General features: G+C 72.8%; 19 protein-coding genes. 15 read left to right on the forward strand and 4 right to left on the reverse strand.

What is annotated here, in order from left to right:
• Positions 1-24 precede the first annotated feature (24 nt).
• Together EAO77_RS14030 and EAO77_RS14035 are read right to left on the reverse strand one after the other, a co-directional pair.
• Entirely contained in the window at positions 25-495 is a 471-nt protein-coding gene (locus tag EAO77_RS14030) for a DUF3515 domain-containing protein (RefSeq protein WP_147988316.1), read from the reverse strand.
• A gap of 20 nt (positions 496-515) precedes the next feature.
• Entirely contained in the window at positions 516-749 is a 234-nt protein-coding gene (locus EAO77_RS14035) for an Lrp/AsnC family transcriptional regulator (protein WP_147988317.1), read from the reverse strand.
• 257 nt (positions 750-1,006) lie between these two features.
• Between EAO77_RS14035 and EAO77_RS14040 the strand changes: the two genes are divergently transcribed.
• The gene (locus EAO77_RS14040; RefSeq protein ID WP_147988318.1) at positions 1,007-1,993 is read left to right on the forward strand and encodes a thiamine-phosphate kinase; all 987 of its coding nucleotides are present in this window, start codon (positions 1,007-1,009) and stop codon (positions 1,991-1,993) included.
• A 24-nt stretch (positions 1,994-2,017) separates the two neighbouring features.
• A complete protein-coding gene (gene thiD / locus EAO77_RS14045) occupies positions 2,018-2,806 on the forward strand; it encodes a bifunctional hydroxymethylpyrimidine kinase/phosphomethylpyrimidine kinase (RefSeq protein ID WP_147988319.1) in 789 nt (262 codons plus the stop codon).
• A 139-nt stretch (positions 2,807-2,945) separates the two neighbouring features.
• On the opposite strand, the gene rpmB is transcribed toward thiD, so the two are convergent.
• Positions 2,946-3,131, reverse strand: coding sequence for a 50S ribosomal protein L28 (rpmB, locus tag EAO77_RS14050; protein ID WP_003957616.1), 186 nt, complete (start codon positions 3,129-3,131; stop codon positions 2,946-2,948).
• Between the two features lie 264 nt (positions 3,132-3,395).
• Between rpmB and EAO77_RS14055 the strand changes: the two genes are divergently transcribed.
• From EAO77_RS14055 to EAO77_RS14100, 10 genes are all read left to right on the forward strand, one after another.
• Positions 3,396-4,973: a DAK2 domain-containing protein gene (locus EAO77_RS14055; RefSeq protein WP_147988320.1), complete on the forward strand. Its 1,578-nt coding sequence runs from the start codon at positions 3,396-3,398 to the stop codon at positions 4,971-4,973.
• A gap of 60 nt (positions 4,974-5,033) precedes the next feature.
• A complete protein-coding gene (gene recG / locus EAO77_RS14060; protein WP_147988321.1) occupies positions 5,034-7,229 on the forward strand; it encodes an ATP-dependent DNA helicase RecG in 2,196 nt (731 codons plus the stop codon).
• A gap of 91 nt (positions 7,230-7,320) precedes the next feature.
• Positions 7,321-7,905 carry a 16S rRNA (guanine(966)-N(2))-methyltransferase RsmD gene (rsmD, locus tag EAO77_RS14065; protein WP_147988322.1) on the forward strand — a complete coding sequence of 195 codons (585 nt, stop codon included), beginning with the start codon at positions 7,321-7,323 and terminating at the stop codon, positions 7,903-7,905.
• A 26-nt stretch (positions 7,906-7,931) separates the two neighbouring features.
• Entirely contained in the window at positions 7,932-8,414 is a 483-nt protein-coding gene (coaD, locus tag EAO77_RS14070) for a pantetheine-phosphate adenylyltransferase (protein ID WP_187283268.1), read from the forward strand.
• Between the two features lie 121 nt (positions 8,415-8,535).
• Positions 8,536-9,636, forward strand: a complete 1,101-nt coding sequence (locus tag EAO77_RS14075; RefSeq protein WP_147988324.1) for a DivIVA domain-containing protein — start codon at positions 8,536-8,538, stop codon at positions 9,634-9,636.
• A gap of 153 nt (positions 9,637-9,789) precedes the next feature.
• Positions 9,790-10,431 carry a YceD family protein gene (locus EAO77_RS14080; RefSeq protein WP_147988325.1) on the forward strand — a complete coding sequence of 214 codons (642 nt, stop codon included), beginning with the start codon at positions 9,790-9,792 and terminating at the stop codon, positions 10,429-10,431.
• A gap of 2 nt (positions 10,432-10,433) precedes the next feature.
• Positions 10,434-10,607 carry a 50S ribosomal protein L32 gene (gene rpmF, locus EAO77_RS14085; protein ID WP_003965982.1) on the forward strand — a complete coding sequence of 58 codons (174 nt, stop codon included), beginning with the start codon at positions 10,434-10,436 and terminating at the stop codon, positions 10,605-10,607.
• Between the two features lie 19 nt (positions 10,608-10,626).
• Entirely contained in the window at positions 10,627-11,496 is an 870-nt protein-coding gene (gene rnc / locus EAO77_RS14090; protein WP_147988326.1) for a ribonuclease III, read from the forward strand.
• 129 nt (positions 11,497-11,625) lie between these two features.
• Positions 11,626-12,486 carry a bifunctional DNA-formamidopyrimidine glycosylase/DNA-(apurinic or apyrimidinic site) lyase gene (gene mutM / locus EAO77_RS14095; RefSeq protein WP_147988327.1) on the forward strand — a complete coding sequence of 287 codons (861 nt, stop codon included), beginning with the start codon at positions 11,626-11,628 and terminating at the stop codon, positions 12,484-12,486.
• A gap of 30 nt (positions 12,487-12,516) precedes the next feature.
• Entirely contained in the window at positions 12,517-13,296 is a 780-nt protein-coding gene (locus EAO77_RS14100; RefSeq protein ID WP_147988328.1) for an SDR family NAD(P)-dependent oxidoreductase, read from the forward strand.
• A gap of 112 nt (positions 13,297-13,408) precedes the next feature.
• Here EAO77_RS14100 and EAO77_RS14105 read toward each other — a convergent pair whose 3' ends face one another.
• Positions 13,409-14,302 (reverse strand): CAP domain-containing protein, encoded by an 894-nt coding sequence (locus EAO77_RS14105; RefSeq protein WP_147988329.1) that lies wholly within the window; start codon positions 14,300-14,302, stop codon positions 13,409-13,411.
• Positions 14,303-14,457: 155 nt separating this feature from the next.
• Between EAO77_RS14105 and EAO77_RS14110 the strand changes: the two genes are divergently transcribed.
• From EAO77_RS14110 to smc, 3 genes are all read left to right on the forward strand, one after another.
• On the forward strand, positions 14,458-14,739 hold the full coding sequence (locus EAO77_RS14110) for an acylphosphatase (protein ID WP_147988330.1): 282 nt from the start codon (positions 14,458-14,460) through the stop codon (positions 14,737-14,739).
• 407 nt (positions 14,740-15,146) lie between these two features.
• Positions 15,147-15,365 carry a hypothetical protein gene (locus tag EAO77_RS14120; RefSeq protein ID WP_147989125.1) on the forward strand — a complete coding sequence of 73 codons (219 nt, stop codon included), beginning with the start codon at positions 15,147-15,149 and terminating at the stop codon, positions 15,363-15,365.
• Positions 15,366-15,545: 180 nt separating this feature from the next.
• Complete coding sequence (gene smc / locus EAO77_RS14125) at positions 15,546-19,106, forward strand: chromosome segregation protein SMC (RefSeq protein WP_147988331.1); 3,561 nt, start codon at positions 15,546-15,548, stop codon at positions 19,104-19,106.
• Positions 19,107-19,360 lie beyond the last annotated feature (254 nt).

The following is a 19,360-nucleotide window of genomic DNA, read 5'->3' on the forward strand; positions in this document are numbered from 1 at the left end:
CCGCCGGGCCCCGGGGGAGAGGCGCTAGAGCGAGGCCGGGACCGTGCGTGCGACGGGACCGGCCAGCTCCGTCAGCGGGCTCGCGTCGTGCAGGTACTGCTCGCCCAGCGTCACCTCGACGTAGGTCTCGCGGTACGTGGTGGTGAACCGGGGCCCGCTGTCGCGTTCCTCCAGCATCCAGCCCACTCCGTCCACCTCGATGCCCTGCGCCTGCGGATCGCTCATCCGGTCGGGCCGGGGCACACCGCAGCGCAGTACGATCGCCGCATCGCCCCAGCCGGCGGTCAGTTCGGACGAGGGCTCGGGGTCGTGACGCCCGTGCCCCGCGACCGACTCCGGAAGGGCGTCGTGCAGGGCACGGCAGAGCGCGGCCTCCCCGGCCGGGGGGCTGGGAACCGCGACCTGCGCGGCCGCGTCGGTCGAGGAACAACCCGCGGCGGCCAGGGCGAGCACGGCTGCGGACAGAGCGAGGGACCGGCGGGCGAAGGACGTCACCGGCCAAGCGTAGACGGGGGCTACAGGTGGACGACCGGGCAGGTCAGGGTGCGGGTGATCCCGTCCACCTGCTGGACCTTGGCGACGACCATGCGTCCCAGCTCGTCGACCGTGTCGGCCTGGGCGCGCACGATGACGTCGTACGGACCCGTCACATCCTCGGCCTGGATCACACCGGGGATCTTGCCGATGGTCTCGGCGACGATGGACGCCTTGCCCACTTCGGTCTGGATGAGGATGTACGCCTGTACCACGGAGCCTCCAGGGCGGCAGCAGGATCATGGCCCCTACCGTCGGTGGGGAGATCCCAAGGAGAAGGGTCGCCACGGTATCGCGTCGCCGCGGGCCACGGGGAGACCCTCGCGGCGGACGCCGCACGCAGCGTGGCGTACACGGAAGTGAAGTCGACGTATCTCTTGACGGTACCCAGGGCGGTGACGGCCCGCGACCCCGGCACACGGCTCGCGGCCGCCCGCGTGAGGACCACGGACACACGGAGAGGTGAACCTCGGTGAAGGGCACTGTGGGCGAGTTGGGGGAGTTCGGGCTCATCGAGAAGCTCACCTCCCGGCTCACCTCCACCCCGGCGGTACGGATCGGCCCCGGCGACGACGCCGCGGTCGTCTCCGCACCCGACCGGCGGGTCGTGGCGAGCACGGACATCCTGCTGGAAGGACGCCATTTCCGCCGCGACTGGTCGACCGCCTACGACGTCGGCCGCAAGGCCGCCGCGCAGAACCTGGCCGACATCGCCGCCATGGGCGCCGTGCCGACGGCCCTGCTCCTCGGACTCGTGGTACCCGCCGAGCTGCCCGTCACCTGGGCCACCGAGCTCATGGACGGCATCCGCGACGAGTGCCAGGTCGCGGGCGCGGCGGTGGTCGGCGGCGACGTCGTGCGCGGCGACCTGATCACCGTCGCGATCACCGCGCTCGGCGATCTGCGCAACCACGAGCCGGTGACCCGCGGCGGCGCCCGGCCCGGCGACGTGGTCGCCTACACCGGCTGGCTCGGCTGGTCAGCCGCCGGCCACGCCGTGCTCTCCCGCGGCTTCCGCTCGCCGCGCGCCTTCGTCGAGGCCCACCGCAGGCCCGAGCCGCCGTACCACGCGGGCCCGGCCGCGGCCGGACTCGGCGCCACCGCCATGTGCGACGTCAGCGACGGACTCGTCGCCGACCTCGGCCACATCGCCGAGGCCAGCAAGGTCCGCATCGACCTGCGCTCCGGCCTGATCGACATCCCCTCGCAGATGAACGACATCGGCCAGGCCGTCGGCGTCGACCCGCTCCAGTGGGTCCTCACCGGCGGCGAGGACCACGCGATCGTCGCCACCTTCCCGCCGGACGCGAAACTGCCCGCGCGCTGGAAGGTGATCGGGGAGGTGCTCAACCCCTCGGCACTGCCGCAGGTGACCGTCGACGGCGCCCCCTGGACCAGCAAGGGCGGCTGGGACCACTTCGGCGACATCGAGGACGGGAACCGGCCTGCCGGCCGGTGAAGGGCGGGCAGTAGATTCGCGGGCATGCAGACACCCCCGCGCGTGCTCACCGTCGCCGGCTCCGACTCCGGCGGCGGTGCCGGCATCCAGGCCGACCTGAAGACGATGCTGGCCCTCGGCGTCCACGGCATGAGCGTGCTCACCGCCGTCACCGCCCAGAACTCGCGGGGCGTCCAGGGCGCGTGGGAACTCCCGGTGGAGGCCGTCACCGCCCAGTACCGCAGCGTCGTCGACGACATCGGCGTCCAGGCCGTGAAGACCGGCATGCTCGCGTCCGCGCCACTGGTCTCCGCGGTCGCCGGGCTCCTGGCCGGCACCGACGCACCCGTGGTCGTCGACCCCGTCGGCGTCTCCAAGCACGGCGACCCCCTGCTCGCGGCCTCCGCCCTGGACTCGGTGCGCACCGAACTGCTGCCGGTGGCGACGGTGGCGACCCCGAATCTCGACGAGGTCGCCCAGCTCACCGGGATCGAGGTGCGCGACGAGAGCGGGATGCGCCGGGCCGCGGACGCCGTGCTCGGCTTCGGACCGCGCTGGGCGCTGATCAAGGGCGGTCACCTCGACGGGGACGCCGTCGACCTGCTCACCGACGGCGGCGCGGAGCACTGGCTGCGCGCCCCGCGCCTCGACAACCGCCACACCCACGGCACGGGCTGCACCCTCGCTTCGGCCGTCGCCTGCGGGCTCGCGAAGGGCCTGTCCGTCCCGGACGCGGTACGGGAGGCCAAGGAGTACGTGACCGGGGCGATCGCGGCGGGCTTCGGCCTCGGCTCGGGCATCGGACCGGTCGACCACGGCTGGCGCGGCCGCTGAGGAGGGCCCCCGCTCAGGGGGCCGCGGACACGGCAAGAAGCCGGTCCACCGAGGTGGACCGGCTTCTCAAGGCAACCGCAGGGGCTGCGCTACGACGAAACGTCGGCGGGATCTTCCCCGCGGGTGCGGGGAGCATCACTTAGCGCGAGACCTTGCCGGCCTTGATGCACGAGGTGCAGACGTTGAGCCGCTTCGGCGTCCGACCGACCACGGCACGCACACGCTGGATGTTCGGGTTCCAGCGACGAGACGTACGGCGGTGCGAGTGCGAAATGTTGTTGCCGAAGCCCGGCCCCTTGCCGCAGACGTCGCAGTTGGCAGCCACGGGTCACTCCAAAGACTTCAGATGCACTTACAGTGAAATCCGGCATGCCGGAATCAGTGATCTGAAGTGGCCTGCCGGGGGAAAGGCCCGATTCTCATCGGGCAACCGGAGCAGCATACAACGCCTGCTTCGGAGATACGAAACTACCACGGGTCGCCCCCGCCCCGCCCCGGCCCCTGGTCAGGACCGCCGCTACGCTGCGGGGCAGCCCGCCGCCCACGGCCCGCACGGCCGACCGAGGAGGACCACCAGGTGCACCGGACGATGGACGCCGCAGCGGTACGCACCTGGTGCTCGCTGACGCTCCAGGCCCTCGGCAGGGAACGCGAGGAGATCGACGCCATCAACGTCTACCCGGTCGCCGACGGGGACACGGGCACCAACCTCTACCTCACCGCGGAGGCCGCCGCCCAGGCGGTCGAGGCGGTCTTCGCGGCCCACGAGACCCGGGACGGCGCCCCCACGTCCGCCGACGCGATGCGCGCCATGGCGCACGGCGCCCTCATCGGCGCCCGCGGCAACTCCGGCACCATCCTCGCCCAGCTGCTGCGCGGCATGGCCGAGCGCCTCGCGGCCGGCGACCACCTCGCCGGCGCGCTGCGCCGGGCCGCCGAACTCGCCCGCGAGGCCGTCGCCCACCCCGTCGAGGGCACCATCCTCACCGTCGCCTCCGCCGCGGCCGACGCCGCCGGCGAGGCCGGCGGCGCACCGGCCGACATCTGCCACGCCGCCTACGCGGGAGCGCGCACCGCGCTGGAGGCCACCCCCGGCCAGCTGGAGGTCCTGGGGCGGGCCGGTGTGGTGGACGCGGGCGGCCGCGGCCTGCTCGCCGTGCTCGGCGCCCTGGTCGAGGCCGTGTGCGGCGAGGCGCCGCCCGCCTTCGGGAACGGACGGCCGGCCAGGCCCGTGCCCAGGGAACCGGGTCCGTGCGACGCCGCCGGACCCGCCTTCGAGGTGATCTACCTGCTGGAGGCCGAGGAGAGCGCGATGGCGAGACTGCGCGACCGGCTGGACGCGCTCGGCGACTCGCTGGTCGTCGTCGGCGGCGACGGCCTGTGGAACGTCCACGTCCACGTCGACGACGCGGGCGCCGCGGTCGAGGCGGGCGTCGAGGCCGGCCGCCCGCACCGGATCCGCATCACCCACTTCGGCGCCGACGCCGTCCCCGCCGCACGGGAGCAGGCCCAGCGAGCGGTCGTCGCCGTCGTCCCCGGCGCCGGCCTCCCCGCCCTGTGCGCCGAGGCCGGGGCCACCACCGTCCCCACCCGCCCCGGGGAGCCCCCGGCCAGCGGCGAACTGGTCGACGCCATCCGCCGGGCGCACGCCCGCGAGGTGGTGCTGCTCCCCAACGACCCGCTCCTGCGGCACACCGCGGCGGCCGCCGCCGAACAGGCCCGCACCGAGGGCGTGCGGGTCGCCCTCATCCCGACCCGCTCACCGGTCCAGGGGCTCGCCGCCCTCGCCGTGCACCAGGCGGACCGCAGCTTCGACGAGGACGTGGTCGCCATGACCGCGGCGGCCGGTGCCACCCGCTGTGCCGAACTGGCGGTGGCGGAACGGCAGTCGTGGACGTCCGCGGGCGTGTGCCAGGCCGGCGACGTCCTCGGGCTCATCGACGGGGACGTCGCGGTCATCGGACAGGACGTCACCGGCACCGCCGTGTCGGTCCTGGACCGCATGCTCTCCTCCGGCGGGGAACTGGTCACCCTGGTCCTCGGCGACGGGACACCGGGGGAGCTGGCCGTCCGGCTGGAGTCCCATGTGCGCGAGCGGCATCTCGCGGTCGACACCGTCACGTACGAAGGCGGCGGCGCCGCGCCGCTGCTCATCGGCGTGGAGTAGCCGCCCCGCCGGACACGGCCGCCCACGGGTGCGGGACGTCTGTCGGTGCGGTGGTGTGCAATGGAGGGCGTGCCCGCGCTCGACGAACCACTCAAGAACGCGCTCGGAGCCGCCACCGCGAAGGTGATGGCCGAGCATCTCGACCTCCACACCATCGGCGACCTGCTGCACCACTACCCGCGGCGGTACGCGGAGCGGGGCGAGCTGACGTCCCTGTCCGAGCTGCCGCTCGACGAGCACGTCACCGTGGTCGCCCAGGTCGCCGACGCCCGGGTGCTCACGTTCAACCAGGGGCGCGGCAGACGGCTGGAGGTGACCATCACCGACGGCCGGGGCAGGCTCCAGCTGGTCTTCTTCGGCAAGGGGGTGCACAAGCCCCAGAAGGACCTGCTGCCCGGCACCCGCGCGATGTTCGCCGGCAAGGTCTCGCTGTTCAACCGCAAGCTCCAGCTCTCCCACCCGGCCTACGAGCCGCTGTCCGGTGAGGCGAGCGCCGCCGACGCCGTGGACGCGTTCGCCGGCCGGCTGATCCCGATCTACCCGGCCTGCAAGCAGCTGGAGTCCTGGAAGATCTCCAAGGCCGTCGACGCGGTCCTGGACCGGGCCGCCGACGCCGTCGACCCGCTGCCCGCCGCGCTCCGCGACGGCCGCGGCCTGCTGACGCTCCCCGAGGCGCTGCGGGGGATCCACCGGCCGCGCACCAAGGCGGACATCGCCGAGGCGCGGGACCGGCTCAAGTGGGACGAGGCGTTCGTCCTCCAGGTCGCCCTCGCCCGCAGGCGGTTCGCCGACACCCAGCTGCCCGCGGTGCCCCGGCGCCCCGTCCCCGGCGGAATGCTGGACGCCTTCGACGCCCGGCTGCCGTTCACCCTCACCGACGGCCAGACGAGGGTCAGCAAGGAGATCTTCGACGACCTGGCGACCGACCACCCGATGCACCGCCTGCTCCAGGGAGAGGTGGGGTCGGGCAAGACCATGGTCGCGCTGCGCGCCATGCTCGCCGTCGTCGACGCGGGCGGGCAGGCCGCGATGCTCGCGCCGACCGAGGTCCTGGCCCAGCAGCACCACCGCTCGATCGCCGAGATGATGGGCGAGCTCGCCGAGGGCGGCATGCTGGGCGGCGCCGAGCACGCCACCAAGGTGGTGCTGCTCACCGGTTCCATGGGCGCCGCCGCCCGGCGGCACGCGCTGCTCGACCTGGTGACCGGCGAGGCCGGGATCGTGATCGGCACCCATGCGCTGATCGAGGACAAGGTCCGGTTCCACGACCTGGGCCTGGTCGTCGTCGACGAGCAGCACCGCTTCGGTGTCGAACAGCGCGACGCCCTGCGCTCCAAGGGCAAGCAGCCGCCGCACCTGCTGGTGATGACGGCCACCCCCATCCCGCGCACGGTCGCGATGACGGTCTTCGGGGACCTGGAGACCTCCGTGCTCGACCAGCTCCCCGCCGGGCGCTCGCCCATCGCCAGCCATGTGGTGCCCGCCGCCGACAAGCCGCACTTCCTCTCCCGTGCCTGGGAGCGGGTGCGCGAGGAGGTGTCGGGCGGCCACCAGGCGTACGTGGTCTGCCCGCGCATCGGCGACGACGAGGACGAGCGGGCGGCCAAGCAGAAGAAGCAGTCGGCCGACGAAGCCGACAGGCGCCCGCCGCTCGCGGTCCTGGAGATCGCCGAGCAGCTCGCCGCCGGCCCGCTGGCGGGCCTGCGGGTCGAGGTCCTGCACGGCCGGATGGCTCCGGACGACAAGGACGCGGTGATGCGCCGGTTCGCCGCGGGCGACACGGACGTGCTGGTCGCCACCACCGTCATCGAGGTCGGCGTGAACGTGCCGAACGCCACCGCCATGGTGATCATGGACGCCGACCGGTTCGGCGTCTCCCAGCTCCACCAGCTGCGCGGCCGGGTCGGCCGCGGCACCGCACCGGGACTGTGCCTGCTGGTCACCGAGATGCCCGAGGCGAGCCCGGCCCGCGCCCGGCTCGGGGCGGTCGCCGCCACCCTCGACGGCTTCGAGCTCTCCCGCATCGACCTGGAGCAGCGCCGCGAGGGCGACGTGCTCGGGCAGGCCCAGTCCGGTGTGCGCTCCAGCCTGCGGATGCTCGCCGTCATCGAGGACGAGGAGGTCATCGCCGCCGCCCGGGAGGAGGCCACCGCCGTGGTGCGCGCGGACCCGGGGCTGGAGAGCCTGCCCGGCCTGCGGACCGCGCTGGACGCCCTGCTGGACGCCGAGCGCGAGCAGTACCTCGACAAGGGCTGACGGCGGCCGGGCCACCGGACGGTGCCCCGACGGCCGCTGAGGGACACTGAGGGCACCACTGAGCAGCACGAGCCCCACAGGAAGGCCCTCCATGACCCGCGTGATCGCCGGTGCAGCCGGCGGACGCCGCCTGGCGGTGCCGCCGGGCAACGGCACCCGCCCCACCTCCGACCGCGCCCGCGAGGGTCTCTTCTCCAGCTGGGAGGCGCAGCTCGGCACGCTCACCGGCGTGCGCGTCGCCGATCTCTACGCCGGATCCGGAGCCGTCGGCCTGGAGGCCCTGTCCCGCGGCGCGGTCCACGCGCTGCTCGTCGAGGCCGACCCCCGGGCCGCCCGCACCGTCCGCGAGAACGTCCGCGCACTGGGCCTGCCCGGGGCGGAGGTGCGCGCCGGCCGGGCGGAGCAGGTCGTCGCCGGCCCCGCCCCCGAGGAGCCGTACGACATCGTCTTCCTGGACCCGCCGTACGCCGTCACCGACGACGATCTTCGCGAGATCCTGCTCACACTCCGCCGTGGGGGCTGGCTCGCGGACGATGCGATCGCCACCGTGGAGCGCAGCACCAGAGGCGGGGAATTCGACTGGCCGGCCGGTTTCGATGCGGTGCGGGCCCGTCGCTACGGCGAGGGCACGCTTTGGTACGGTCGCGCCGCCTCTACGTGCGAAGACGCACCATGACCGGACCGGAGAGCGAGGGACATCAGTTGCGCCGCGCAGTCTGTCCGGGGTCTTTCGACCCCATCACCAACGGACACCTCGACATCATCGCCCGCGCCTCCAAGCTGTACGACGTCGTGCACGTCGCGGTGATGATCAATCAGTCCAAGAAGGGCCTGTTCACGGTGGACGAGCGGATGGCGCTCATCCGGGAGGTCACCGGCGACTACGGCAACGTCGTCGTGGAGTCCCACCACGGACTCCTCGTGGACTTCTGCAAGGAGCGCGACATCCCGGCCATCGTCAAGGGCCTGCGGGCGGTCAGCGACTTCGACTACGAACTCCAGATGGCCCAGATGAACAACGGGCTCTCCGGCGTCGAGACGCTCTTCGTGCCGACGAACCCGACGTACAGCTTCCTCTCCTCCAGCCTGGTGAAGGAGGTCGCGGCCTGGGGCGGCGACGTCTCCCACCTGCTGCCCGAGCCGGTCCACCGGGCCCTGGTCGAGCGGCTCGCTTCGCGAGGCTGAGGCGCCCGCCCGCCTGACGGGGCGTCACCCGCTGTCGGAGCGGCTGCGACTGGCCGTACAGTCGTCCCGTCCGTCTGCGGACGGCAGAGGACCGGTCAGCGGGAGAGAGTGGCGAACCACCGTGGATGTGCAGAAGAAGCTCGACGAGATCGTCGAGACGGTCGCGAGCGCCCGGTCGATGCCCATGTCGGCGTCGTGCGTGGTCAACCGCGCCGAGCTGCTGGCCCTGCTGGAAGAGGTGCGCGAGGCGCTGCCCGGTTCGCTCGCCCAGGCGCAGGAGCTGATCGGCGGCCGTGAGCAGATGGTCGAGCAGGCGCGGCAGGAGGCCGAGCGGATCATCACCTCCGCCCACGCCGAGCGCGGCTCCCTCGTCTCCGACACCCAGGTCGCCCGCCAGTCCCGGGACGAGGCGGACCGCATCCTCTCCGACGCCCGCCGCGAGGCGGAGGAGATCCGCGCGGAGGCCGACGACTACGTCGACTCCAAGCTCGCCAACTTCGAGGTCGTCCTCACCAAGACCATCGGCTCCGTCGACCGCGGCCGCGAGAAGCTCCTCGGCCGGGGCCCCGGCCTCGACGCGCAGGGCTACGCCGACGAGGACGCCCCCGAGCCCAGCAGCGACCCGCAGACGCTGATCCGGCGTGCCGACGAGTACGTCGACGCCAAGCTCGGCGCCTTCGAGGCCGTCCTGTCCAAGACCCTGGACGCCGTCGGCCGCGGCCGGCAGAAGCTGCACGGCCGGACCGCCGGTGACGACCTCGGCGCCCACATGGCCGCGCAGGACGCCGCAGGCGGCGGCCAGGTGCACACCAGCGACGCGGACTACCTGGCCGGCCTCGCGGAGGTCCCCGAGGCGCCGCGGCCCGAGCGCCAGGAGACCTACACCCCGCATCCGGCGCCCCCGGCCGCCGAGCCGCAGATCCCCGCCCAGCACGACCCGTACGCCGCGGGCTACGGACAGCAGCAGGACGTCTACACAGGGTACGGGCAGCAGGACCCGTATGCGGCACAGGCCACCTACGGCGGCCGGCAGGACTACGGTCAGCAGGACTACGGCCAGAGCTACCCGCAGGCGGACCCGTACGCCTACCCGCCGCCGCCCCAGCAGGACCCGGGCGCCCACCAGCAGTCGCAGCAGGGCGCGGCGCTCGACGAGACCAGTCTCTTCGACACGAGCATGATCGACATGGAGCAGCTGCGCCGCTACGAACAGGGACGCTGAGCACCGTGAGCCGCCCACCGGCCCGGATTGGGTCTACGGCGGCCGTTGAAGTATCCTGGCTCTTCGGTCGCGCGTAGTTCCGCGATCCCGGCTGCCCGCTCGCCTCCGCGAACCGGGCCGGCCCCTCCCCACGATCCGAAAGCAGGAAGAGCCGTGAGCACGCGCCTCGACCACCGCAACCCTCTCGTGTTCGACACGCACGAGCTGGGACGGCGGCCCGGTGCACTCCAGCGCCTCTCCCGCACGGTGGACGCACCCGGCCCCCCGGCCGTCCTCGGGATTGACGGGGTCGTCGGAGTGCCCGAGGGCAAGCCGGTGGAGCTGGACCTCCGTCTCGAGTCCGTCATGGAAGGGGTCCTCGTCACGGGGACCGCCCGTGCGAGTGCCGAGGGGGAGTGCGTAAGGTGTCTGGAGCCGCTGCGCCTCGATGTCGCCGCGGACTTCCAGGAGATGTTCTCCTACCCCGAAGCCGACGAGCGGGGCCGCGCAGCGGAGCCCGCCGACGGTGACGAGGACGAGGACGTTCTCTATCTCGAGGACGGCATGTTCGACCTCGAGCCCGTGCTGCGTGACGCGGTGGTGCTCGCACTGCCGATGCAGCCGGTGTGCCGGGAGGACTGTGCGGGTCTGTGTTCCGAATGCGGGATCAACCTGAACGACAACCCGGACCACCACCATGACGCCGTCGACATCCGTTGGGCGGCACTGCAAGGACTCGCCGAGACCGTTCAGGACGGCGAGAAGGACAACATGGGCGGCGCCGAAGCGGGCGTCGACGAGAAGCAGGAGAAGTAGCCGTGGCTGTTCCGAAGCGGAAGATGTCGCGCAGCAACACGCGCCACCGCCGGTCGCAGTGGAAGGCTGCGGTCCCCACCCTGGTTTCGTGTGAGCGTTGCCAGGAGCCGAAGCTGCAGCACATCGCGTGCCCGAGCTGCGGCACCTACAACAAGCGCCAGGTCCTCGAGGTCTGAGCGGCTGGTGAGAGGCCCGATGTCTGAACTGTCCCATGCCAAGAAGACGGCAGACGCAGTGAAGGAAGTCAACGCAGCCTCGTCCCACACGCTTCTGGAAGGGCGGCTCGGCTACCGGCTCGAGTCCGCCCTTCTGGTGCGTGCGCTGACCCACCGCTCGTACGCGTACGAGAACGGCGGTCTGCCCACCAACGAGCGTCTGGAGTTCCTCGGGGACTCCGTGCTCGGCCTGGTGGTCACCGACACGCTGTACCGCACCCACCCCGACCTGCCCGAGGGCCAGCTGGCCAAGCTGCGGGCCGCGGTGGTCAACTCGCGTGCGCTGGCGGAGGTCGGCCGCGGCCTCGAACTGGGCTCGTTCATCCGGCTCGGCCGGGGTGAAGAGGGCACGGGCGGCCGGGACAAGGCCAGCATCCTCGCCGACACCCTTGAAGCGGTGATCGGCGCGGTCTATCTCGACCAGGGCCTCGACGCGGCGTCCGAGCTGGTGCACCGGCTCTTCGACCCGCTGATCGAGAAGTCCTCCAACCTCGGTGCCGGCCTGGACTGGAAGACCAGTCTCCAGGAGCTCACCGCGTCCGAGGGGCTGGGTGTGCCGGAGTATCTCGTCACCGAGACCGGGCCCGACCACGAGAAGACCTTCACCGCTGCTGCCCGCGTCGGTGGTGTCTCGTACGGCACCGGCACCGGCCGCAGCAAGAAGGAAGCCGAACAGCAGGCGGCCGAGTCCGCGTGGCGGGAGATCCGTGCCGCCGCGGACGAGCGCGCCAAGGCGGCCGCAGCCGGCGGCGCCGAGGCTCCTGCCCGCGGCGCCGAGGATCCTGCACCGGGCGAAGAGGCCGCCGACACCTCTGCCGCCTCCGTGCAGACGGACCGGGCCTCGGCCTGACGTCCGGCATCCCGATGCGTGTCCGGTGAGGCCCCCCGCTCCGGCGGGGGGCCTCACCGCTGCGCGCAGGCGCCCCTTCCCGCGGCGGTAGGCTCAGAACATCGCCGAACGTCACGACCGAGGAGACCTGTGCCCGAGCTGCCCGAGGTCGAAGTCGTCCGCCGCGGTCTCGCCACCTGGGTCGCCGGACGCACGATCGCCGACGTCCAGGTGCTCCATCCCCGCGCCGTGCGCCGCCACCTCGCCGGCGGCGAGGACTTCGCCGCCCGGCTGCGGTCCCACCGCATCGCGGAGGCCCGCAGGCGCGGCAAGTACCTCTGGCTCCCGCTGGGGGACACCGACAGCTCCGTCCTCGCCCACCTCGGCATGAGCGGGCAGTTGCTGGTGCAGCCCCTGGACGCCCCGGACGAGAAGCACCTGCGGATCCGCGTCCGCTTCGACGACGCCCTCGGCACCGAGCTGCGCTTCGTCGACCAGCGCACCTTCGGCGGCCTGTCCGTGCACGACAACACCCCCGACGGCCTGCCCGACGTCATCGCGCACATCGCCCGCGACCCGCTCGACCCGCTCTTCGACGACGACGCCTTCCACCGCGCGCTGCGCGCCCGCCGCACCACCGTCAAGCGGGCCCTGCTCGACCAGTCCCTCATCAGCGGTGTCGGCAACATCTACGCCGACGAGGCGCTGTGGCGCTCCAGGCTCCACTACGACCGCCCCACCGCCGCCCTCACCCGGCCCCGCTCCGCGGAACTGCTGGGCCACGTGCGCGAGGTGATGACCGCCGCGCTGGCCGTGGGCGGCACCACCTTCGACAGCCTCTACGTCAACGTCAACGGCGAATCCGGCTACTTCGACCGTTCGCTCGACGCCTACGGACGCGAGGGCGAGCCGTGCCGGCGCTGCTCCACGGCGATGCGGCGCCGCTCCTGGATGAACCGCTCCAGCTACTTCTGCCCGCGCTGTCAGAGAGCTCCGCACCCCACCCCCTGAGCCGCCGGCCACAGGTTCTAGGGTGCAGGCATGACCTCGCACACCTACCTCTCCGAACTGTTCGCGCTGGACGGCAGGGTCGCCCTGGTGACCGGCGGCAGTTCAGGCATCGGCCGGGCGATCGCCGGCGCCCTCGCCCGGGCCGGGGCGAGCGTGGTGATCGTCGCCCGCAGGGAGGCCGAACTGGTCGCCACGGTGGACGAACTGACGGCCGACGGCTGCCGTGCCGCCTGGGTGAGCGCCGACCTCGGCACCAGGGACGGCGTGCGCGCGGCGGCCGAGAAGGCGGCCGCGGTCTTCGGTGAGCCCGACATCCTCGTCAACAACGCCGGCATCAACCTGCGTCCGCCCCTGGGCGAGCTGGACGACGAGGTGTGGGACACCACGATGGCCGTCAACCTCGAGGCCCCCCACCTGCTGAGTCAGCGCTTCGGACCGGGCATGGCCGCACGAGGCTTCGGGCGCATCATCCACATCACCTCCCAGCAGGCGCACCGCGCGTTCGTCGACAGCGGCGCCTACGGCGTCTCCAAGGGAGCCCTCGAATCCCTGGCCCGTTCCCAGGCCGAGGCATGGTCCCCGCACGGCGTCACCTGCAACACCCTCGTCCCCGGCTTCGTCCTCACCCCGCTCAACGCCAGGCTCCAGTCGGACACCGCCAAGGTCGAGGCGCTGGCGGCCCGCACGATGATCGGCCGCAACGGCCTGCCCGAGGACTTCGCCGGCGCGGTGGTCTTCCTGGCCGGCCGGGGCTCCGCCTACGTCACCGGGCAGTCGATCTTCGTCGACGGCGGCTTCTCGGTCCACTGACCGAGCGGCCCGCCCCTCGGCCCGCGGCCGGGAACCCCGACGGACGCCGAAGGCCCGGGACACCGTCCCGGGCCTTCGGCGCTGGTCCGGGCCGGGGCCCGCCGTGCCGTGCTCAGTAGCCGAAGTTCTGCGTCCACCACGGGCCGCCGTCGCCCATGTGCACACCGACCCCCATCGTCGTGAAGTCGCAGTTGAGGATGTTCGCGCGGTGGCCCTCGCTCTGCATCCAGGCATTCATCACGGCGCCGGCGTCCGCCTGGCCGCGGGCGATGTTCTCGCCGCCCAGACCGGAGACTCCTGCCTTCTCGGCGCGGTCCCACGGCGTCGCGCCGTCCGGGTCGGTGTGGTCGAAGAAGCCTCGCGCCGCCATGTCCTCGGAGTGGGCGCGGGCCAGGTTCGACAGGGCGGTGCTCGCCTTGACCGGTGCACAGCCGACCAGGGCGCGCTCCTGGTTGACCAGGCCGAGCACCGCGGCCTCCGCCGCGGTGGCGCCCGAGGGCGCCGCGGTCGTGGGGGCCGGCCGCTCGACCGAGGGCTTGGGCGCGGGCGCCTTCTCGCGCTCCGGCGCGGGCGTGGTGCGCCTCGCCTCGGGGGCCTTCGGCTTCGCGGTCTTCTCGGCGGGCTTCTTCGAAGGCGTCGCCGAGGGCTTCTTCCCGGGGGACTTCGACGGGCTGCGCGAGGGCTCCGCCGTGCGGCTCGGGGACACGGACGCCTCCGCGGAGGGAGAGGAGCTCGCCCCGCCCTGGGTCTGGAGCCGCGACGGCCCCTCGGTGCGCAGCTCCGCGGGGGAGTCGCTGCCGGAGGAGCCGATGGTGTAGGTGTCGCCGCCGGGTATCAGCCCGGTGGTGACGGCCACGGCGCCGACGGCCAGGGCGGCGGAGGCGCCGAGCAGCCCGGTCTTCACGGGCAGGGCCCGCTTCCGGCGCGCGCCACGGTGCCGGCGTGCCGACCCGTCCGCATGCTCTGCGGGGACGGGGGCGCCTGCTGAGCGTCGATGGCGACCCATCTGCTGTGCCTTCCTGGTTCGCGGCGCCGTCGTCGGTGCCGCCGGACATCGTCCCGAGCTCACCCGTACGAGTGAGCTCGGTGCGTCCGGACTGTACGCCATGGGGCAGCGGGGGCGATGTGATCCGTCCGCAATTGGCCGGTTACCTTGCACTCATGAACGACGATGCGCGCCTCACCGCGTGGGTACGCGGCCGGGTACAGGGAGTGGGCTTCCGCTGGTTCACCAGGGAGAACGCGATGGCGATCGGAGACCTGCGGGGCTTCGCGCTGAACCTCGACGACGGCCGCGTGCAGATCGTCGCGGAGGGCCCGCGTGAGAATTGCCACCGCCTGCTGGACTGGCTGCGCTCCGACGACACACCCGGACGCGTCGACGGCGTGACTGAGATCTGGGCCACGCCCAGGGGCGGCTACCCCGACTTCGCGATCCGCTGAGCGAGCACCCTTCCGGTCGCTCTGCGGGGGTCGCCCAGGGACGCTCGGTGACCCCTGCGGACGTTCGCCGGAAGAGGAAACGACCTGGTGGTTGCCAAGAAGGGCTTGTCGTGCCAGGCTGCGGCGGGAAAGATGATCGCCACGCCCCCAGGGCCCCGAAGGTCAGGCTCCGCCGCGTTCCGAGCGGCCGTACGCCCCCGGGCCGCCCGCCGATACGGGGCGTGATCGTGTTGACCGTCAAACTTTTTGGTGAGACGCTGGAATCCCCGCGCACCTCAGCTGTCCGGCAGTGCGATCGCAGGCATCACGAGCAGGACAACAAGCACAGCCGGCACCGCGGGTGCGATTCCCTCACGACCCACACCGCACCGCATCGGTCGGTCACTCATTGTGGAGGACCATCCATCATGGCAAAGGCGCTTCTCGGTTACGTCGGCGGTTCCGACCCGCGACTCCTCGCCGAGATGCGACGGCTTCAGCAGCGCGTCCAGGACCTGGAATCCGAGCTCGTACGGATCCAGTCCGAGAAGGACGCGCTCAGCGCCGCCGTCGCTCAGCACCCTGGAGAGTCGCTGCTCGAAGGCATCGACATCGACGTGCCTCAGGCGGAGCCCGCTCTCACCTGAGCCAGGGCGCTGCCGGAGCTTCACCGCGCACCAGGATATGCAAGGGACGCCTCAGGCGTCCCTTCTTTCTTTGCCGCCCCCTCTGCCCGCCAGTGCCACCCCCGTGCGTGCGTCCTTACCGCATGATGTGCCCTGCGCGTTCAGCGGTGAAACCGTGAGTGAAAGGTAGAGTCCGGCGGCGTGCACCTCAAGGCCATGACCCTGCGCGGGTTCAAATCCTTCGCGTCCGCCACGACGCTGCGCTTCGAACCGGGCATCACCTGCGTCGTCGGTCCGAACGGCTCCGGCAAGTCCAACGTGGTCGACGCGCTCTCCTGGGTCATGGGGGAGCAGGGAGCGAAGTCGCTGCGCGGCGGCAAGATGGAGGACGTCATCTTCGCCGGGACGACCGGACGGCCGCCGCTCGGCCGTGCGGAGGTCTCCCTGACCATCGACAACTCCGACGGCGCGCTGCCGATCGAGTACGCCGAGGTCACCATCACGCGGATCATGTTCCGCAACGGCGGCAGCGAGTACCAGATCAACGGGGACACCTGCCGGCTGCTCGACATCCAGGACCTGCTCTCCGACTCCGGCATCGGCCGCGAGATGCATGTGATCGTCGGGCAGGGCCAGCTCGACTCCGTCCTGCACGCGGACCCGATGGGCCGCCGCGCCTTCATCGAGGAGGCCGCCGGAGTCCTCAAGCACCGCAAGCGCAAGGAGAAGGCGCTGCGCAAGCTCGACGCGATGCAGGCCAACCTGGCGCGCGTCCAGGACCTGACCGACGAACTGCGGCGTCAGCTCAAGCCGCTCGGGCGCCAGGCGGCCGTCGCCCGGCGGGCCGCCGTCATCCAGGCCGACCTCCGCGACGCCCGGCTGCGCCTGCTCGCCGACGACCTCGTCCGGCTGCGCGAGGCACTGCGCTCGGAGATCGCCGACGAGGCCGAGCTGAAGCGGCGCAAGGAGAGCGCGGAGGCCGAACTGAAGGCCGCCCTGGCGCGGGAGGCGGCGCTGGAGGACGAGGTGCGCCGGCTCGCGCCGCGTCTGACGCGCGCGCAGCAGAACTTCTACGACCTCTCCCAGCTCGCCGAACGGGTCCGCGGCACCGTCTCCCTCGCCGACGCCCGGGTCAGGAGCGCCACCGACCGTCCCGCCGAGGAACGCCGGGGCCGCGACCCGGAGGACATGGAGCGCGAGGCCGCCCGCGTCCGGGAGCAGGAGGTCGAACTTGCCGCCGCCCTGGAGGCGGCGGAGCGCGCCCTGGAGGACACGGTGGCGCACCGTGCCGACCTGGAGCGGCAGCTCACCGTGGAGGAGCGCAGGCTCAGGGACGTCGCACGGTCCATCGCCGACCGCCGCGAGGGCCTCGCCAGGCTGAACGGGCAGGTCAACGCGGCCCGTTCGCGCGCGGCGTCGGCCCAGGCGGAGATCGACCGGCTGGCCGCCGCCCGGGACGAGGCGCAGGAGCGGGCCGTCGCCGCGCAGGAGGAGTACGAGGCGCTCAAGGCGGAGGTCGACGGACTGGACGCGGACGACTCCGCCCTCGCCGGGGAGCACGAGGCGGCCAAGCGGGACCTCGCCGAAGCCGAGGCGGCTCTCGCCGGCGCACGTGAGGAGCTCACCTCGGCCGAACGCCGCCGTGCCGCCGTCGCCGCCCGGCGCGAGGCCCTCGCGCTCGGCCTGCGCCGCAAGGACGGCACGGGTGTGCTCCTCGGGGCCGGCGACCGGCTCGGCGGGCTGATCGGCCCGGCGGCGGAACTGCTGACCGTGACACCGGGGTACGAGATCCCGGTGGCCGCGGCCCTCGGCGCCGCGGCGGACGCCGTCGCGGTCACCGGCACGGGGACGGCGGCGGAGGCGATCCGGCTGCTGCGCAAGCAGGACGGCGGCCGGGCGGCGCTGCTGCTCGCGGGCGCCGGGGCCGGAGAGGACCTCCCGCCGGAGGAGGAGACCGGAGGCCACCCGTACGCGGTCCGGCTGGTGACCGGGCCCGACGACCTGATGCCCGCCGTGCGCCGGCTCCTGCGCGGCATGGTCGTCGTCGGCACCCTGGAGGACGCCGAGGACCTGGTCCACGCCCGGCCGGCGCTGACCGCGGTCACCGCCGAGGGCGACGTCGTCGGGGCGCACTTCGCCCAGGGCGGTTCGGCCGGAGCGCCGAGCCTGCTGGAGGTGCAGGCGTCCGTCGACGAGGCGGCGGCCGAGCTCGAACGCCTGGACGCGCGGTGCGCGGACCTCACCGAGGCCCAGCGGCTGGCCGCCGGACGGCGGGGCGCCGCCGCCGAGCTCGTGGACGAGCTGGGGGAGCGCAGGCGGGCCGCCGAGCGCGAGAAGTCGAGCGTGTCGGGGCAGCTGGGCCGTCTCGCGGGCCAGGCCAGGGGCGCCGCCGGCGAGGCGGAGCGAGCGGGTGCCGCGGCCGCCCGCGCCCTGGAGGCGCTGGAGCGCGCCCGGGAGGAGGCCGAGGAGCTGGCCGAGCGGCTGCTGGTGGCCGAGGAGACGCCCGTGGAGGAGGAGCCGGACACCCATGTCCGCGACCGGCTCGCCGCCGACGGGGCCAACGCCCGGCAGACCGAGATGGAGGCCCGCCTCCAGGTCCGCACCCACGAGGAGCGGGTGAAGGGGCTCGCGGGCCGGGCGGACGCCCTCGACCGCGGAGCGCGCGCCGAGCGCGAGGCCCGCGCCCGCGCCGAGCAGCTGCGTGCCCGGATGCGTCACGAGGCACAGGTCGCGGCCGCGGTGGCGAGCGGCGCCCGTCAGCTGCTCGCGCACGTCGAGGTGTCGCTGGTCCGTGCCGAGGCCGAGCGGGCGGCCGCGGAGGCCGCGAAGGCGGAACGCGAGACGGAGCTGACGGCCGCCCGTACCGCCGGCCGTGAGCTGAAGGGCGAGCTCGACAAGCTGACCGACTCGGTGCACCGGGGCGAGGTGCTCGGCGCGGAGAAGCGGATGAGGATCGAGCAGTTGGAGACGAGGGCGCTGGAGGAGCTCGGGGTGGAGCCCGCGGGCCTCGTCTCCGACTACGGCCCCGACCAGCTCGTGCCGCCGTCGCCGCCCGCGGAGGGCGAGGAGCTGCCCGAGGACCCGGAGCATCCGCGCAACCTTCCGCGGCCGTTCGTCCGCGCCGAGCAGGAGAAGCGTCTCAGGTCGGCCGAACGGGCGTATCAGCAGCTCGGAAAGGTGAATCCGCTGGCCCTGGAGGAGTTCTCCGCGCTGGAGGAGCGCCACCAGTTCCTGTCGGAGCAGCTGGAGGACCTGAAGAAGACGCGCGCCGACCTGCTCCAGGTCGTCAGGGAGGTCGACGAGCGGGTGGAGCAGGTGTTCACGGAGGCGTTCCGGGACACCGCGCGGGAGTTCGAGGGCGTGTTCTCCCGGCTGTTCCCGGGCGGCGAGGGGCGGCTCGTCCTCACCGACCCGGACAACATGCTGACCACCGGGGTCGACGTGGAGGCACGGCCGCCCGGCAAGAAGGTCAAGCGGCTGTCGCTGCTGTCGGGCGGTGAGCGCTCGCTGACCGCCGTGGCGATGCTGGTCTCGATCTTCAAGGCGAGGCCCAGCCCGTTCTACGTGATGGACGAGGTCGAGGCGGCGCTCGACGACACCAATCTGCAGCGGCTGATCCGCATCATGCAGGAGCTCCAGGAGAGCTCGCAGCTGATCGTGATCACCCATCAGAAGCGCACGATGGAGGTCGCCGACGCGCTGTACGGCGTCTCCATGCAGGGCGACGGTGTCTCCAAGGTCATCAGCCAGCGGCTGCGCTGAGGGACGTCAGGGCCGTACGCGCGGCCGCGGGAGTGCATCGGGTCAGCCGGGGCAGACGCTCTCTGGGAAAGCCCCATCTTCAACACTTGAAACCAAAGGCGTCGGTCTCTTGGTCAAACAGATACCTGACCCCCTCTTGACTTCGAAACTTGAAGGCATAGTCTCTGCAACGTTGCTTTTACCTTCAAGTGGTGGGCGGCCTGAAGTTGTGCGCCACTTGAAGGGCTCGCCCCCCACGCCCGGCGAAGCTGCCG

This window comes from Streptomyces sp. T39 (assembly GCF_008042045.1).
Lineage (GTDB): Bacteria > Actinomycetota > Actinomycetes > Streptomycetales > Streptomycetaceae > Streptomyces.

What these genes read in the sequence shown, in the direction of transcription:
- thiD (WP_147988319.1), top strand. Translation starts at nt 2,018, where the DNA reads ATGCAGACACCCCCGCGCGTGCTCACCGTCGCCGGCTCCGACTCCGGC.
- EAO77_RS14055 (WP_147988320.1), top strand. Translation starts at nt 3,396, where the DNA reads ATGGACGCCGCAGCGGTACGCACCTGGTGCTCGCTGACGCTCCAGGCC.
- recG (WP_147988321.1), top strand. Translation starts at nt 5,034, where the DNA reads ATGGAGGGCGTGCCCGCGCTCGACGAACCACTCAAGAACGCGCTCGGA.
- rsmD (WP_147988322.1), top strand. Translation starts at nt 7,321, where the DNA reads ATGACCCGCGTGATCGCCGGTGCAGCCGGCGGACGCCGCCTGGCGGTG.
- rnc (WP_147988326.1), top strand. Translation starts at nt 10,627, where the DNA reads ATGTCTGAACTGTCCCATGCCAAGAAGACGGCAGACGCAGTGAAGGAA.
- EAO77_RS14100 (WP_147988328.1), top strand. Translation starts at nt 12,517, where the DNA reads ATGACCTCGCACACCTACCTCTCCGAACTGTTCGCGCTGGACGGCAGG.
- EAO77_RS14105 (WP_147988329.1), bottom strand. Translation starts at nt 14,302, where the DNA reads ATGGGTCGCCATCGACGCTCAGCAGGCGCCCCCGTCCCCGCAGAGCAT.
- EAO77_RS14110 (WP_147988330.1), top strand. Translation starts at nt 14,458, where the DNA reads ATGAACGACGATGCGCGCCTCACCGCGTGGGTACGCGGCCGGGTACAG.
- EAO77_RS14120 (WP_147989125.1), top strand. Translation starts at nt 15,147, where the DNA reads ATGGCAAAGGCGCTTCTCGGTTACGTCGGCGGTTCCGACCCGCGACTC.